This is a genomic window from Klebsiella sp. KE9456 (assembly GCF_043832615.1).
Classification (GTDB): Bacteria; Pseudomonadota; Gammaproteobacteria; order Enterobacterales; family Enterobacteriaceae; genus Klebsiella; species Klebsiella indica.
Genome location: NZ_JBDYQK010000011.1, coordinates 59,090 through 75,737, shown reverse-complemented (window position 1 = coordinate 75,737; position 16,648 = coordinate 59,090). Strand labels below are relative to the sequence as shown.

Sequence of the window (16,648 nt, the reverse complement as noted above, 5' to 3'; positions counted from 1 at the left end):
AATATAGTGTTAACCACGCATGACGACTACCATACATGCTTCTCAGCTATAATCAATTTAGACGACAGAATTGATTGATCAAGCTCACATTAAGCGGATAAATACGGCTCACCAATTTCATTTCTTGTCATATAACTTTACACTGCCGGATGTTAATTATCGGTTAATCAGGTGTATTGAGAATGATGACTATTGCCACAACCACGCTGCCGAACAACGTACAGCTCCCACGCTATGACCGTAGCCAATTATGCTCGCGTATTGTGCATTTCGGTTTCGGCGCTTTTCATAGGGCGCACCAGGCGCTACTCACCGATCGGGTGCTTAATGCCAGCGGTGGAGACTGGGGGATTTGCGAAATTAGCCTGTTCAGCGGCGATCGGTTGATGAGTCAGCTTCGCCAGCAGGATCACCTGTTTACCGTGCTGGAAAAAGGCGCCGCAGGCAATCAGCCGATCGTTGTCGGTGCCGTGCGTGAATGCCTGAACGCGAAGCTGGATTCACTGGCTGCCATTATTGATAAATTTTGCGAACCGCAGGTTGCCATCGTCTCTTTGACCATCACCGAGAAGGGTTACTGCATCGATCCCGCCAGCGGTCTGCTGGACATGACGCAACCCCGTATTATTCATGATCTGCAAAACCCCACGCTGCCGCAATCGGTACCCGGTATTCTGGTCGAAGCGTTGTCCCGTCGCCGCCAACGGGGACTGCCGCCGTTTACTATCCTCTCCTGTGACAACATCCCGAATAATGGACATGTGGTAAAGAACGCCGTTCTGGGAATGGCCGAAAAACGCGACCCGGAACTCACGCAGTGGATTGCAGAACGCGTCAGTTTTCCCGCTACCATGGTTGACCGCATTGTGCCTGCCGCCACCGATGCGTCGCTGGCGGAAATTAGCGCGATCCTGGGAGTGGAAGACCCCTGCGCGATCAGCTGCGAGCCTTTTATTCAATGGGTCGTCGAAGATAACTTCGTTGCCGGTCGTCCGGAATGGGAAAATGCTGGCGTACAGATGACCGATAATGTTCTGCCGTGGGAACAGATGAAGCTGCGGATGCTCAATGGCAGTCACTCGTTCCTTGCCTGGCTCGGTTACCTGGCCGGGCATACGCATATTAGCGACTGCATGCAGGACCCGGTTTTCCGCAACGCCGCCTACCGCCTGATGCTTGATGAACAGGCGCCGACTTTATCTATCAAAGGCGTCGATCTGACGGCCTATGCTGACAGCCTGATCGCGCGCTTCAGCAACCCGGCGCTGAAGCATCGTACCTGGCAAATCGCCATGGACGGCAGCCAGAAGCTTCCGCAGCGTATGCTTGATGGTATTCGCGTCCATCTTGACCGTGGCAGCGCCTGGCCGCTACTGGCGCTCGGCGTCGCTGGCTGGATGCGCTACGTCAGCGGTACTGACGATGCCGGAAACGCGATTGATATCCGCGATCCGCTGGCCGATAAGTTACACACTTGCGTTTCCGGCAGTAACGACCAACAGCGCGTGGCCGCCCTGCTCTCGCTGACCGAGATCTTTGGCCATGACCTGCCGCAGAATCCACAGTTTGTTGCCCAAATCACCGCCGCATGGCAGCAACTTACGAGATCAGGCGCCCGCCAGGCGATTGCCGCCACACTGGATTGTTAACAATTTCTGCCTTTTAGCGGGCAGCTTACTTTTCTGTCCGCCGTAAGACTTCTCTTTTTTCCTTTTTTTCGTCAGGATAGTCTCAACTGTTACAACATTACATGTATCCTGGAGAAAAAGTGACCAAAACAAACTTGATCACGGGGTTTCTCGGCAGCGGCAAGACGACCTTGATCCTGCATCTGCTGGCTCACAAGCCCGCGGATGAAAAATGGGCTGTGCTGGTCAACGAGTTTGGCGAAGTCGGCATTGATGGCGCGCTGCTGGCCGAGAGCGGCGCCTTACTCAAAGAGATCCCCGGCGGCTGCATGTGCTGTGTTAACGGTCTGCCAATGCAGGTTGGTCTCAATACGCTGTTACGTCAGAACACGCCGGACCGTCTTCTGATTGAGCCGACCGGACTTGCCCATCCCAGGCAGCTCCTCGATATTCTGACCGCTGAAGTATACGCGCCGTGGATTGACCTGCGTGCCACCTTATGCGTACTGGACCCGCGTCAATTGCTGGATGAAAAAATCGTGACCAACGAAAACTTTCGCGATCAGTTGGCTGCCGCTGATGTCATTGTCAGTAATAAAGCCGACCGTTCGACTGACGAAAGTCAGCGGGCGTTTACGACGTGGTGGCAGGCCTGTGCCGGAGAGCGCCAGTATGTCAGCGCAACGCAGGGCGATATCGACCCAACGTGGCTTGATTTACCGCGTCGCAATATCGCGCCACTCCCTGAAAGCGTAGAGCACATCCACAACCACGGGCAGAAAAAAGGTCTCGCGGCGCTTAGCCTCCCGGCACATCAGCGCTGGCGCCGTTGCCTCAATAGCGGCCAGGGCTATCACTCCTGCGGCTGGATTTTCGATGCCGGAACCCTCTTCGACACCGTTGGTCTGCTCGAATGGGCGCGACTGGCCCCGGTCGGGCGGGTGAAAGGCGTGATGCGTATTGCTGAAGGACTGGTGCGCATTAACCGACAGCAGCACGATCTGCATATTGAGACACAAAACGTCGCTCCGCCGGATAGTCGTATTGAGCTGATTACGGATACCGATACGGACTGGAACGCGCTGCAGGCCTCTTTGTTGAAGCTTCGTTTAAGTTAAGGCGGCTATGGTTGCCATCGTTTTATACAATACGCGACAGTTATGATTAAAAATCGACTCCCCCTCATCCTGCTGCTGAACGCGGCCGGTATAGCGCTATTTTGTTCATGGTATCTTCCCGCTAACCATGGTTTCTGGAATCCGCTGGATTCGGCAATCTTCCATTTCTTTAACCGCGAGGTTGGCGTCAGCGCCGCGTATACCTGGACGCTGGCGATTATCAACAACCGCGCATTCGACGCCTGTTCGCTGCTGGCAATGGGCTGCCTGATGCTGAGCTTTTGGTTAAAAGAACAGAGCGCCGGACGCCGCCGGATCATTATCATCGGTCTGGTGATGCTGCTTGCTGCCGTTATCATCAATCAACTGGCTCAGCATCTGATGCCGGTCAAGCGCGCCAGCCCCTCCCTCTCGTTCACCGATATCACGAAAGTGAGTGATGTCATTGCATTTCCGACCAAAGATGCCTCTAAAGATAGTTTCCCGGGCGATCACGGTATGATGCTGCTGATTTTCGTCGCCTTTATGTGGCGTTATTTTGGCCGTCGCGCATTTGCCATTGCGCTGGTGATATTTGTGATTTTTGCTTTTCCGCGTGTGATGATTGGCGCTCACTGGTTTACCGATATTGCCGTCGGCTCATTAACCGCCGTGCTTATTGGCGCCCCGTGGGTATTGATGACCTCGCTGAGCGATAAGCTGATTAACTTATTTGATCGTTATCTGCCCGGTGGGAAGACGAAAAATTAAAATCTCCATTACAATGAATTAATATCATTCATAAGGGATCGTTCTGGGTCCCTTTTTTTATTGGCCAATGCGTTCTCATTCGCCATCATCGTCCAGTCACATTAATCATGATAAAAATGAATAAATTGCATATTTTTCACTCGCCATTGTCGCTCTTTTAGCCTTTCCCGCCGCGCTACTTTTTGTCACAAAAATTCTTATAAGAAAATGCGCAAAACCGCTCGCCATCCCCCGTTCGATCGGGTAACCTCGATCTCGTTTTGTCTTCTCAGCAACAGCAATTCGCCGGGTAAATAAATTTGTGCGTCGGGCCACAGTTTTGTGTTTAAGGAATTGTCTCATTGCAGGCAGCTATTTAGGCTCTAACACGTTTGGCATTTTTTTATAACGACTTTGTCGTTAAGGACAACAAGGGATAACACACAGCATGGTCAAATCTCAGCCGATTTTGAGATATATCTTGCGGGTCGCCCCCGCGATTGCAGTTGCGGTTCTGCTTTCTGCGTGTAGTTCTTCAAACAGTACCGCCAGAAATATGCATTCTGAGACGCTTGCTGTGGGTAGTGACGATTTATCATCACTGCAAGCCTCTCAGGATGAATTTGAAACAATGGTTCGCAACCTGGACGTCAAGTCCCGCCTGATGGACCAATATGCCAGCTGGAAGGGGGTTCGCTATCGGCTTGGCGGCAGCACGCGTAAAGGCATTGATTGTTCTGCCTTTGTGCAACGAACGTTCCGTGAGCAGTTCGGTCTGGAATTGCCGCGCTCAACGTCTGAGCAGCAGGTTTCCGGGAAATCCATCAGCCGTTCACAGCTGCGTACAGGTGATTTAGTCCTCTTCCGCGCCGGCTCAACCGGTCGCCATGTAGGCATCTACATTGGCAATAATCAATTCGTTCATGCCTCCACCAGTAGCGGTGTGACGATTTCCAGCATGGATGAGCCGTACTGGAAAAAGCGCTACAACACAGCGCGACGCGTGTTGAACCGCTCATAGTCTCTTCTGACGTTGGTTAATCCCTTGGCCAACGGCAGAAAAACACTGCTCCGGCAGTGTTTTTTTTTGCCCGCCTGCCAATAAACCGAGTAAAATAACCCTGCATTTGAACAGGGATAGAAACGCGTTTTCCATCAGCCCTGGTATGACCAAATAACACGGACTGACTTATAATGCCAACCTGTCACTTCTCTCCCCGACGTAAAATCTGGCAGACCAGTATAGGTATCGGTTTCGCTGCCGCCCTGCTGGCTGTCTGTATCCAGTTGATGGTGATTTATCACAATCGGGAGGAGCGTTTTGACGCCATCATCACCCATGTTCACGCTTATCTGAAACACTATTTCCACGATTTAAGTCAGACTATTGATGAACTGCAACCCCAGGTAAATCAGCCCTGTGGAAACATTGTCTCCGGATTAACGGCCCATGCGGCGTTTAGCCCAAACGTACGCGCCTTTCTGCTGGTAAAAAAGGGGCGCGTGTTTTGTTCTTCCGCAACTGGCGCAATGAACACGCCTTTGAACCAGTTAATCCCGCAGCTTAATATGACGAAAGCAGTCGATATGGCCATGTTGCCTGGGACGCCCATGATGCCGCAGAGCCCCGCACTGGCGATGTGGGTCCGCAGCCCACAAGGCGGGAAAGACGGTATATTTGTCGCGATTAATGCCAATCAGATGTCGAACATTCTCTATTCAGCACGACAGAGTGATTCCAGCGGCCTGGCCCTGGCCATTAACCACTCGGCCATCTCCACTTTCAGTAACCGGCTTGTCGACCTGCAGACGCAGTCCGCGCGCCCCATACGACAGGCGCAAATTGACGGCCTGCCGCTGAAAATCTATCTCTATGGCAGCAAGTGGCTGACGGAAAACCTCTCGTTTGCCCTGCTGCCGGGCATAATATGTGGTCTCCTGGCCGGACTTTTAAGCTATTACGTTCTGACAACCAAATCCGACCCGCGTAAGGAATTACTGCTGGCAATCAAAAACGAGCAATTTTACGTTGTCTATCAACCCGTCGTGAAGTCTGACACGCTTCAAATCAGCGGGCTTGAAGTGCTGCTGCGCTGGCGGCATCCGGTGAGCAGAGAGATCCCACCCGATGTTTTTATCAACTTTGCCGAAGCCCAGCAGATAATTATTCCCCTTACCCGCCATCTGTTAAAACTGATTGCCCGTGATGCGGCAACGCTGCAACGCCTCCTGCCGGCAGGCAGCAAGCTTGGAATAAATATTTCCCCTGCCCACCTGCATGCCGATAGCTTTCGGCAGGATCTTCAGCAGTTCGCCGCCGCTATGCCCGCCAACCACTTTACCGTGGTACTGGAAATAACCGAACGCGCGATGATCGACAAAAATCGTTCGCTGGAAAACTTCGACTGGCTACACGAACAAGGCTGTGAAATTGCAATTGATGATTTTGGCACCGGCCATAGCGCGCTAATTTATCTGGAGCGCTATAACTTCGACTACCTGAAGATTGACCGCGGCTTCGTTCAGGCCATTGGAACCGAGACCGTCACCTCGCCAGTGCTGGATGCGGTCATCATGCTGAGCCGCCGTCTGAAACTCGCCACCGTCGCCGAAGGCGTGGAAACACCGGAACAAGCTGAATGGCTGCGCCAGCGCGGCGTACACTATCTGCAAGGATACTGGATAAGTCGGCCGCTGACGCTGGAGGCGCTGATCGCCGCCCGCCATGAGCCGGCAAAATATTTCACAACCTGCTGAGTGTCCTTTATTATTCCGCTATCAGCAGCCAGTCCGCTTCAGGTCTGTTATTGGAGGACGATATCCTGGTTATTTTTGTACGTTTCAGCCTGATACTGCTGACCTTATTTAGCCTGCATAGCCAGGCGCAAGCAATTAAAGAGAGCGACTCATTCGCCATTATCGGCGAGCCCAAATACGCCGCGGGCTTTACGCACTACGATTATGCCAACCCCGATGCGCCGAAAGGCGGCACGATTACCCTTGCGGCAATCGGTACTTTTGACAACTTTAATCGCTACGCCATGCGTGGAAATCCGGGGGTTCGTACCGACGCGCTATACGATACCCTGTTCACCTCCTCTGACGATGAACCGGGCAGCTACTATCCGCTCATCGCCGAACATGCCCGTTACGCCGATGACTTTTCCTGGATGGAAATCACTCTCAATCCGCATGCCCGCTATCACGATGGCAGCCCAATAACCGCCAGCGATGTCGCTTTTACTTTTCACAAGTTTATGACCGAGGGAGTTCCGCAGTTTCGCCTCTACTATAAAGGAACCACGGTGAAAGCCATCGCCCCGCTAACGGTACGTATTGAGCTGGCGAAACCGGGCAAAGAGAACATGCTCAGCCTGTTTTCCCTACCGGTGCTGCCGGAAAAATTCTGGAAAAATCATAAGCTCAGCGATCCGCTCTCCTCTCCGCCGCTGGCCAGCGGTCCTTATCGCGTGACGGCCTGGCGAATGGGCCAGTTCATCACCTATTCGCGAGTAAAGGACTACTGGGCAGCCGATTTACCCGTCAATCGCGGACGCTGGAATTTCGACACCCTACGTTACGACTACTATCTGGATGACAACGTCGCTTTTGAAGCCTTCAAAGCCGGTGCTGTCGACCGCCGTGAAGAAAGTGTCGCCAGAAACTGGGCTACCCGCTATGTCGGGCGTAACTTTACCCGCGGCTATATCGTCAAAGACGAATATACCAGCACTTCCGCACAGAACACGCAGTGGCTGGCCTTTAATATCCAGCGTCCGGTATTTGCCGACCGCCGGGTTCGCGAAGCCATTACCCTCGCCTTTGATTTTGAATGGATGAATAAAGCGCTGTTTTATCACGCTTACAGCCGCGCCAATAGCTTCTTTCAGAATACGGAATACGCCGCGCGCGATTACCCTGATGCCGCCGAGCTGGCCCTGCTGACGCCGCTGAAACACGAGATCCCTGCCGAGGTCTTCACGCAAATATATCAACCACCGGTTTCCAGCGGCGATGGTTTCGAACGCGCAAATCTCCTTAAAGCGGATGCCATCCTTAATCAGGCGGGCTGGGTAGTGAAAAACCAGCGACGCGTTAACGCGCAGAGCGGCAAACCATTACGCTTTGAGCTGCTGCTTCCCTCCGGAAGTAACGATCGCTGGGTTCTGCCCTTCCGGCACAATCTTCAGCGGCTCGGGATCGTGATGGATATTCGCCAGGTCGATAATTCCCAGTACAGCAACCGTAAGCGCAGCCGGGATTACGATATGATGCCAACCGTCTGGCTCGCCACGCCCTGGCCCGGCACCGATCTACAAATCTCCTGGGGCTCGGAATATATTAATTCCAGCTACAATGCCCCTGGCGTACAAAATCCGGCCATTGACCAGCTCATTGCGCAAATTATTCGCTGGCAGGGCAATAAACAAAAACTGCTGCCGTTGGGTCGGGCGCTTGATCGTGTGCTGACATGGAACTATTACATGCTGCCGATGTGGTATATGGCGCAGAATCGAACCGCATACTGGGACAAATTCTCCTTTCCGCATACGCGCCCGGTCTACTCATCCGGTTTTGAAAACTGGTGGTACGATGCAAGCAAAGCGGCCAGACTCCCTGCGGACAGACGTTAAGGAATTATGATGGGCGCATATCTTCTCCGCCGGTTACTGCTGATCATCCCTACGCTGTGGGCGATCATCACCATAAACTTTTTTATTGTGCAAATTGCTCCCGGCGGCCCGGTCGATCAGGCCATCGCGGCAATTGAGTTTGGCGATCGCGGCAGCTTGCCCGGCGCGGGAGAAAGCGGGATGCGCGCCGGACATGTGCGGACAGGCGTCGGTAACATCAGCGATGGTCACTATCGCGGCGGGCGAGGGCTTGATCCAGAAGTCATTGCCGAGATAACCCATCGTTACGGCTTTGATAAACCGATCTACGAGCGCTATCTGAAAATGCTCGGTGATTATCTGCGCTTTGATTTCGGCGATAGCCTGTTCCGCAGCTCATCGGTACTGCAGTTAATTAAAGACAGCCTGCCGGTCTCCGTCACTCTTGGCCTGTGGAGTACGCTCATCATCTATCTGGTGTCGATCCCACTCGGTATCCGCAAGGCGGTCAGCAACGGCAGCCATTTTGACGTCTGGAGCAGCACGCTGATCATTATCGGCTATGCTATCCCGGCGTTTCTGTTCGCGATTTTGCTGATCGTTATCTTTGCCGGCGGCAGCTATTTCGATCTCTTTCCGCTGCGCGGGCTGGTGTCCGCCAACTTTGACAGTCTGCCGTGGTATCAAAAGATCGTCGACTATCTCTGGCATATCACCTTACCGGTGCTGGCGACGGTGATTGGCGGTTTTGCCGCGCTCACTATGCTGACTAAAAACAGCTTTCTTGATGAGATCCGCAAACAATACGTCGTTACCGCCCGCGCCAAGGGCGTAAGCGAAAAGCAGATCCTTTGGGGGCATATTTTCCGTAACGCCATGCTGCTGGTGATCGCCGGTTTTCCGGCCACCTTTATCAGTATGTTTTTTACCGGTTCACTGCTGATTGAGGTGATGTTCTCGCTAAACGGCCTGGGCTTGCTGGGCTATGAGGCCACCGTTTCTCGCGATTACCCGGTAATGTTCGGCACGTTGTATATTTTTACCCTGATTGGCCTGCTGCTGAATATCGTCAGCGACATCAGCTACACGCTGGTCGATCCGCGTATCGATTTTGAGGGCCGCTAATGTCATTCTTCAGTCCCGCCAATCAGGATCGTTGGACGCGCTTTCGCCACAACCGTCGCGGCTACTGGTCGCTGTGGCTGTTTTTAGCGCTTTTCGCCTGCAGCCTGTGCGCCGAGCTGATTGCCAACGATAAACCGCTACTGGTGCAATACCGCGGCAGCCTTTATGTTCCGCTGTTAAAAAATTACAGCGAAACCACCTTTGGCGGCCGCTTTGCCACTGCCGCCGACTATCAGGACCCGTGGCTGCAAAAGCGGCTGGAGGATAACGGCTGGATACTATGGGCGCCGGTTCGCTTCGGGGCGTCAACCATCAACTTCGCTACCGACAGCCCGTTTCCCTCACCGCCGTCAAGGCAAAACTGGCTGGGCACCGATGCCAATGGCGGCGATGTGCTGGCACGCATCCTGTACGGCACACGTATTTCCGTTCTCTTTGGCCTGCTGCTGACCCTCTTCTCCTGCGTACTGGGCGTGATGGCCGGTGCTATCCAGGGCTATTATGGCGGGAAGATCGATCTCTGGGGACAACGATTTATCGAAGTCTGGTCAGGAATGCCGACGCTGTTTCTGATTATCCTGCTTTCAAGCGTGGTCCAGGCCAATTTCTGGTGGCTGCTGGCCATTACCGTGCTGTTCGGCTGGATGACGCTGGTCGGCGTCGTTCGCGCCGAATTCCTGCGCACCCGTAACTATGATTACATTCGCGCCGCGCAGGCGCTTGGCGTCAGCGATCGCGCGATTATTTTGCGTCATATGCTGCCTAACGCGATGGTCGCGACGCTTACCTTCCTGCCGTTTATTCTGTGCAGTTCAATAACCACGCTGACCTCGCTGGATTTTCTTGGTTTTGGCCTGCCGTTGGGTTCCCCTTCTCTGGGGGAGCTGCTTTTACAGGGCAAAAACAATCTTCAGGCACCGTGGCTGGGCATTACCGCCTTTCTTTCCGTGGCGGTATTGCTGACGTTATTGATTTTTATCGGTGAAGCGGTTCGCGACGCTTTTGATCCGAGTAAGGCGGTATAGCATGACGCAACCTCTGTTAGACATTGACAACCTGTCGATTGCTGTTCGTCAGCAGGGAAAAACCACGACTATCGTCAGCGAACTGTCGCTGCAAATCGACGTTGGTCAAACCCTGGCGCTGGTGGGCGAATCCGGCTCGGGTAAAAGCATTTCAGCGTTATCAGTGCTGCGGCTACTCCCCTCGCCGCCGGTCAGTTATCCGGACGGCGATATCCGTTTCCACGGTCAGTCGCTGCTGCATGCGGATGAACGCACGCTACGCGGGATACGCGGTAACCGCATCGCGATGATTTTTCAGGAACCAATGGTGTCGCTCAATCCGCTGCACACTCTGGAAAAGCAGCTATACGAAGTGCTCTCTTTACATCGCGGGATGCGCAAAGAAGCAGCGCGTGGAGAAATTCTCGATTGTCTGGAGCGCGTGGGGATCCGCAATGCGCCCCGACGGCTGGCCGACTATCCCCATCAGCTTTCCGGCGGCGAACGGCAGCGGGTCATGATCGCCATGGCGCTGCTGACCCGCCCGGAACTGCTTATCGCCGACGAACCCACCACCGCGCTGGATGTGTCCGTTCAGGCACAAATCCTCTCGCTGCTGCGCGAACTGAAGCAAGAGTTAAATATGGGGCTGCTGTTTATCACTCATAACCTGAGTATCGTGCGCCAGCTCGCCGACCGCGTCGCGGTAATGCAAAATGGCCGCTGCGTCGAACAGAACAGTTGCCAGAGGCTGTTCGCTGCTCCCGGGCATCCTTATACCCGTCGCCTGCTGGATAGCGAGCCATCGGGCGATCCCGTACCGCTCGCCGCCGATGCGCGCGAATTACTGCGGGCGGAAAACCTGAGTATCGCCTTCCCGATACGTAAAGGGCTCCTGCGGCGAGTCGTTGAACATAACCGGGTGGTTAACGGCCTGAGTTTTCGTTTACGTGCCGGAGAAACTCTGGGCCTGGTCGGTGAGTCAGGTTCAGGCAAAAGCACCACCGGGCTGGCGCTCCTGCGCCTGATTGATTCAACCGGAGCCATCACCTTTGAGGGCGAATCACTTCAGGGACGCCGTCGTCGGCAGATGCTGCCGCTCCGTCGTCGCATGCAGATTGTTTTTCAGGACCCGAACTCATCGCTGAACCCGCGGCTCAACGTCCTGCAAATTATCGAAGAGGGACTCCGGGTTCATCAGCCAACGCTCAGCGTTGCCGAACGTGAGCAGACGGTGATTCAGGCCATGCAAGAGGTTGGGCTCGATCCCCAGTCGCGCCACCGCTACCCTGCCGCCTTCTCCGGCGGTCAGCGTCAGCGTATCGCTATCGCCAGGGCGCTGGTCGTCAGGCCTCAGCTTATCGTGCTGGATGAACCGACATCGTCACTGGATAAAACGGTACAGGCGCAAATCCTTGCCTTGCTGAAAACGTTACAGCAAAAGCATCAACTGACCTATGTTTTTATCAGCCATGACCTGCGCGTCGTGAGGGCATTGTGCCATCAGGTCATCGTGCTGCGGCAGGGAGAAATCGTCGAGCAGGGAGAGTGCGAGCGCGTGTTTACTGCTCCGCAACAGGAGTACACCCGTCAGCTACTGGCGCTGAGCTGACGTTCAGAATGGGTTATTACCAGAGAAAGGTTCCGCAATCGCCACGCCGAAATTTTTCAGCCGACAGGTTGCGGCAAACTCGTCCTGACAATTAACAAACAGGCACGGTTCTCCTTCGCATTCCACAATCGAGCAATCGACTTCGATATCGCTAAGCGCCTGGCTGAGCTTATGCATAACCGGCCATGCTTTTTCGCCATCCGGACTGAGTAACTTTAGCGCCACAAGGCTGTTTTCACTCTGAACGCCATTTTGCGGAATCGGTTCAACTCTTGAACCCGCAAAACCCGGCAGCCAGCGGTAGCTCTGCGGCAGGCGGTGTACGATAGAGAGTTGCAGTTTATTCACTTGTTTTCCCCGAAAGCAAAATACTTCACAATAAATTCACATTAATGCTAACACATTCTTGACAAGTTGTCCCAGTTCCTCACAGAAAACGCTTACACCTGCATCATCATTGTGTTGCTGATTTGTAATGCAAAAGTTTATAATTGTGTAGATGGAATATGTTCGGGCTATATGTACCCGTTTCTGTGATCTAAAACAACTTTTTTATCGCATCAATGCGACTTTTTGAGCGATTTGATTTTACATAAAAGAAACAAACCACCAAACCGTGAAGCCGTTTTCGGTTGATATGCATCAAGATATACCTCAATAAAGGGACGGTAATGCCTGATGCCTGGCCATTTATCTGCTTTTGACGATCCCTCGGCTGGCCGTTCACACGCCGCGGATATGACTCATCTCCACGGCACTTAGCGTGAACGGAACAGGCGACTGACCCAAACGGGCAAAAGAAAAAGCACTCCTTCGCCAGAACCACCGAAAAGCGCTTCCGGCTGGCAAATACAACAGAAAACACTGACGATGCCTCGCTTAGCCAATCGGCACTCGCGATAACGTCCCTGAATGTCACTCAGCATGCGACTTTTTGCGCCGCCGGCTGGCATAGAGGTAAAACAGAATGGAAGCGCTGGCGCAAAAAGCGATAGACACCAGCATCGGCCAGGCGGTGGTAAAGGTCGCCATTGACAACAGGGCGCCAACAATCGCGCCGATGCCAAAACGAAACGTACCGGCCAGCGAAGATGCAGTGCCAGCCATATGCGGAAATTCATCAAGAATCACCGCCATGGCGTTGGAAGACACCATCGACACGCAACCGATAAACGCCGCCACGCCAAATACCAGCGACCAAAAGCCAACATCCAACAGTGCGCACACCACCATCCAGATCGCCATCACAAACTGAATCAACAGCCCTGTGCGGAACATATTCAGTGCCCCAATCCGCCGCACAAAACGGCTATTGATCATGGTCACGACAAACAGAAACGCGACGTTCAGCGCAAAATAGTAACCAAAATGCTGCGGTGAAACGTGATTAATATTGATATAAACAAACGGACCGGCGCTCAGGAACGAAAACATCCCGGCGAAGCTAAAACCACTCGCCAGCATATAGCTCAGTACCCGCTTATGACGAAACAGGGTGGCAAAATTCCCCAGCGTGGTGTGAATATGAAACTTCTGCCGACGTTCCACCGGCAGGGTCTCGCTGATAAAACACGCGATCATCACTGACGCTAATAGCGCCGCCACCGCGAGGATCCAGAAGATCGCATGCCAGCTAAACCATACCAGTACCGCCCCGCCGACCATTGGCGCCACCAGCGGCGCGACGGTGGTCACCAGCATGACGAACGACATCATCCGCGAAAACTCCTCTTTTGGATAGATATCGCGCATCAGGGCATTAATGACCACGCTGGCCGCCGCCGCCGCCAGGCCGTGAAAGAAACGCATGGTTATCAGCATAACAATGGTCTGCGACAGCGCGCAGGCCACCGCCGCCGCCGCGAAAATCAGCGTGCCGCCGAGAATAACCGGTTTACGACCGAAACTGTCCGCCATCGGACCATATAAAAGCTGCCCCAACGCAAATCCCAGAATATAGGTGCTAAGCGTCATCTGCGCGCTGCCGTCCGGCACGTTAAACTGCGCCGAAATCACCGGCAGCGCCGGGAGGTACATATCAATCGACAGCGGCATCAGCATGGCCAGCAGGCCCAGAATAAACACAATCCCGGATGAAGCATTCTGCTTTGCCGTCACGTTTTACTCCGCGCATGTTGACCACCGACGCTGGCAATTTCTGCTGCCGTCAGCGGACGATATTCACCAGGCTCCAGCGACTCATCCAGGATAATGTCGCCAATACGTTCACGATGCAGACCCGTCACATGGTTACCCACAGCGGCAAACATCCGCTTAACCTGATGGTAGCGCCCTTCGCTAATGGTCAGACGAACTTCGGTCGGCGTGATCACCTCCAGCACCGCTGGCTTAGTCAGGCTCTTCTCGTTATGTAGCTGTACGCCTTTGGCAAACTGCTCTGCGGTGGTTTCATCCACCGGATTTTGCAGTTCCACCAGATAGGTTTTTTCACAATGATGACGGGGAGAAGTAATGCGGTGCGACCACTGACCATCATCGGTCATCAGCACCAGGCCGGTGGTATCAATATCGAGGCGGCCAGCGGCATGCAGCTTATACGCTACCGGTTCATCAAGGAAGTAAAGCACCGTCGGGTAATCAGGGTCATCGGTGGAACAAACGTAACCTTGCGGCTTATTAAGCATAAAGTAGCGTGGGCCATGCTGTTGAACCAGGGGATTGCCGTCATATTCGACGCCATGTTCCGGCAAAAGTTTGAAAGCAGAGTCTTTTACAATTTCGCCGTCCACGGTAACGCGGCTGCTGCGGATTTCACGCCCGGCAATAGCCCGGCTAACGCCAAGTTGCTGAGCGATAAACTTATCAAGTCGCATGAGATTTTTTTAGCCTGTAAAGAGTGCTGGAGCGGGCAATACGCCCGAAAAGAAGAATATCTTAGGGTAGTATAACAAGCTCTTAACACCACTCAAGGGAAAAGATTCGTGGCATACTATTCGCGAGTTAATTAAGCGCTATACATTCCATGACCTTTACATTACGTCCCTACCAAAAAGAGGCGGTCGACGCCACCCTTGCCTGGTTTCGCCGCCATCGGCACCCCGCAGTCATCGTCCTGCCGACTGGCGCGGGTAAAAGCCTGGTGATCGCCGAACTGGCGCGCCTGGCGCGCGGTCGTGTGTTAGTGCTGGCGCACGTTAAAGAGCTGGTGGCGCAAAACCACGCTAAATATTGTGCGCTTGGCCTGGAGGCGGATATCTTTGCGGCCGGCCTGAAGCGTAGAGAGAGCCACGGCAAAGTGGTGTTTGGCAGCGTCCAGTCGGTCGCCCGCAATCTCGCGCAGTTTCAGCATGAGTTTTCGTTGCTTATCGTCGATGAGTGCCACCGTATCGGTGATGATGATGACAGCCAATATCAACAGATCATCAGCCACCTCCGGCAAGTTAACCCACATCTGCGTCTGCTGGGGCTGACCGCCACCCCATTTCGTCTCGGAAAGGGCTGGATTTACCAGTTCCATTATCACGGGATGGTACGTGGCGATGAGAAGGCGTTTTTTCGTGACTGCATCTATGAACTGCCGCTGCGCTATATGATTAAGAACGGCTACCTCACGCCCCCTGAGCGGCTGGATATGCCGGTGGTGCAGTATGATTTTAGCCGTCTGCAGGCACAAAGCAACGGCCTGTTCAGCGAAGCCGACCTGAACCGCGAACTAAAAAAGCAGCAGCGCGTGACCCCGCACATCATCAGCCAGATTGTTGAATTTGCCCAGACCCGCAAAGGGGTGATGATTTTCGCCGCCACCGTTGAACACGCCCGGGAAGTGACGGGATTACTGCCGACGGGTGAAGCGGTATTAATTACCGGTGACACGCCGGGAACTGAGCGGGATCGCATCATTGAGGCATTTAAAGCACGGCAGTATCGCTATCTGGTTAACGTCGCGGTGCTGACCACCGGTTTTGATGCGCCGCATGTCGATCTGATCGCCCTACTCCGCCCCACCGAGTCGGTAAGTCTTTACCAACAGATTGTTGGCCGCGGCCTGCGACTGGCCCCCGGTAAAACCGATTGTCTGATCCTCGACTATGCCGGAAACCCGCACGATCTGTATGCACCGGAAGTCGGCACGCCAAAAGGCAAAAGTGACAACGTTCCCGTGCAGGTGTTCTGCCCTGCCTGCGGATTCGCCAATACCTTCTGGGGGAAAACCACCGCCGACGGCACGCTGATTGAGCATTTCGGTCGCCGCTGCCAGGGCTGGTTTGAAGATGATGAAGGCCATCGTGAGCAGTGCGATTTTCGCTTCCGCTTTAAAAACTGCCCCCAGTGCAACGCGGAAAACGATATCGCCGCCCGACGCTGCCGTGAGTGCGACACGATTCTGGTGGATCCAGACGATATGCTGAAAGCGGCGCTAAAACTCAAAGATGCGCTGGTATTGCGCTGTAGCGGAATGGCGTTACAACAGGGTCATGATGAGAAAGGCGCGTGGCTGAAAATCACCTATTACGACGAGGACGGCACGGATGTGAGTGAGCGCTTCCGCCTGCAGACGCCCGCCCAGCGCACCGCCTTTGAGCAGTTGTTTATCCGCCCGCATACCCGAACGCCTGGCGTGCCGCTACGCTGGATAACACCAGCAGACATCCTCGCTCAGCAGGCGCTGTTGCGCCATCCCGACTTTGTTGTTGCCCGCATGAAGGGACAATACTGGCAGGTACGGGAAAAAGTGTTCGATTATCAGGGGCGCTTCCGGCGGGCCAATGAATTGCGTTAATCGCCTCTGCGGCAGAGGTTTTGGTTGCTGCAAAAACCGTTGGCGGCTATAATGCCGCCCGCTTTTGCATTCGCAAAG

13 protein-coding genes are annotated in these 16,648 nt (G+C 54.0%); 10 read left to right on the top strand and 3 right to left on the bottom strand.

The genetic code is table 11. The features are described 5' to 3' along the window. The first annotated feature begins 182 nt into the window (after positions 1-182). The 9 genes from ABK821_RS13020 to yejF all read left to right on the top strand — a co-directional run bounded on the left by ABK821_RS13020 (position 183) and on the right by yejF (position 11,829). Positions 183-1,649, top strand: a complete 1,467-nt coding sequence (locus ABK821_RS13020) for a fructuronate reductase (protein ID WP_343179099.1) — start codon at positions 183-185, stop codon at positions 1,647-1,649. A 119-nt stretch (positions 1,650-1,768) separates the two neighbouring features. Beyond that, positions 1,769-2,746 carry a GTP-binding protein gene (locus ABK821_RS13015; RefSeq protein WP_343179098.1) on the top strand — a complete coding sequence of 326 codons (978 nt, stop codon included), beginning with the start codon at positions 1,769-1,771 and terminating at the stop codon, positions 2,744-2,746. 42 nt (positions 2,747-2,788) lie between these two features. Continuing rightward, positions 2,789-3,496, top strand: coding sequence for a phosphatase PAP2 family protein (locus ABK821_RS13010; protein WP_138360007.1), 708 nt, complete (start codon positions 2,789-2,791; stop codon positions 3,494-3,496). A 427-nt stretch (positions 3,497-3,923) separates the two neighbouring features. Further along, positions 3,924-4,496, top strand: a complete 573-nt coding sequence (mepS, locus tag ABK821_RS13005) for a bifunctional murein DD-endopeptidase/murein LD-carboxypeptidase (RefSeq protein ID WP_138360008.1) — start codon at positions 3,924-3,926, stop codon at positions 4,494-4,496. 173 nt (positions 4,497-4,669) lie between these two features. After that, positions 4,670-6,232, top strand: coding sequence for a cyclic di-GMP phosphodiesterase (locus tag ABK821_RS13000; protein WP_343179097.1), 1,563 nt, complete (start codon positions 4,670-4,672; stop codon positions 6,230-6,232). A gap of 71 nt (positions 6,233-6,303) precedes the next feature. Next, complete coding sequence (locus tag ABK821_RS12995) at positions 6,304-8,109, top strand: extracellular solute-binding protein (protein ID WP_138360046.1); 1,806 nt, start codon at positions 6,304-6,306, stop codon at positions 8,107-8,109. Between the two features lie 9 nt (positions 8,110-8,118). Continuing rightward, positions 8,119-9,213 (top strand): microcin C ABC transporter permease YejB, encoded by a 1,095-nt coding sequence (locus tag ABK821_RS12990; RefSeq protein ID WP_138360047.1) that lies wholly within the window; start codon positions 8,119-8,121, stop codon positions 9,211-9,213. Then, positions 9,213-10,238 (top strand): ABC transporter permease, encoded by a 1,026-nt coding sequence (locus tag ABK821_RS12985; protein WP_343179096.1) that lies wholly within the window; start codon positions 9,213-9,215, stop codon positions 10,236-10,238. The genes ABK821_RS12990 and ABK821_RS12985 overlap by 1 nt, the downstream gene beginning before the upstream one ends. Position 10,239: 1 nt before the next feature. Further along, positions 10,240-11,829 carry a microcin C ABC transporter ATP-binding protein YejF gene (gene yejF, locus ABK821_RS12980; RefSeq protein WP_343179095.1) on the top strand — a complete coding sequence of 530 codons (1,590 nt, stop codon included), beginning with the start codon at positions 10,240-10,242 and terminating at the stop codon, positions 11,827-11,829. 3 nt (positions 11,830-11,832) lie between these two features. On the opposite strand, the gene ABK821_RS12975 is transcribed toward yejF, so the two are convergent. The 3 genes from ABK821_RS12975 to rsuA all read right to left on the bottom strand — a co-directional run bounded on the left by ABK821_RS12975 (position 11,833) and on the right by rsuA (position 14,663). Further along, on the bottom strand, positions 11,833-12,177 hold the full coding sequence (locus tag ABK821_RS12975) for a YejG family protein (protein ID WP_138360012.1): 345 nt from the start codon (positions 12,175-12,177) through the stop codon (positions 11,833-11,835). Between the two features lie 567 nt (positions 12,178-12,744). Beyond that, on the bottom strand, positions 12,745-13,947 hold the full coding sequence (locus ABK821_RS12970; protein WP_343179093.1) for a Bcr/CflA family multidrug efflux MFS transporter: 1,203 nt from the start codon (positions 13,945-13,947) through the stop codon (positions 12,745-12,747). Further along, positions 13,944-14,663 carry a 16S rRNA pseudouridine(516) synthase RsuA gene (gene rsuA, locus ABK821_RS12965; RefSeq protein ID WP_142502286.1) on the bottom strand — a complete coding sequence of 240 codons (720 nt, stop codon included), beginning with the start codon at positions 14,661-14,663 and terminating at the stop codon, positions 13,944-13,946. The genes ABK821_RS12970 and rsuA overlap by 4 nt, the downstream gene beginning before the upstream one ends. Before the next feature lie 149 nt (positions 14,664-14,812). Here rsuA and ABK821_RS12960 point away from each other — a divergent pair, with 149 nt between their 5' ends. Further along, positions 14,813-16,570, top strand: a complete 1,758-nt coding sequence (locus ABK821_RS12960) for a DEAD/DEAH box helicase (RefSeq protein ID WP_138360016.1) — start codon at positions 14,813-14,815, stop codon at positions 16,568-16,570. Positions 16,571-16,648: the final 78 nt, after the last annotated feature.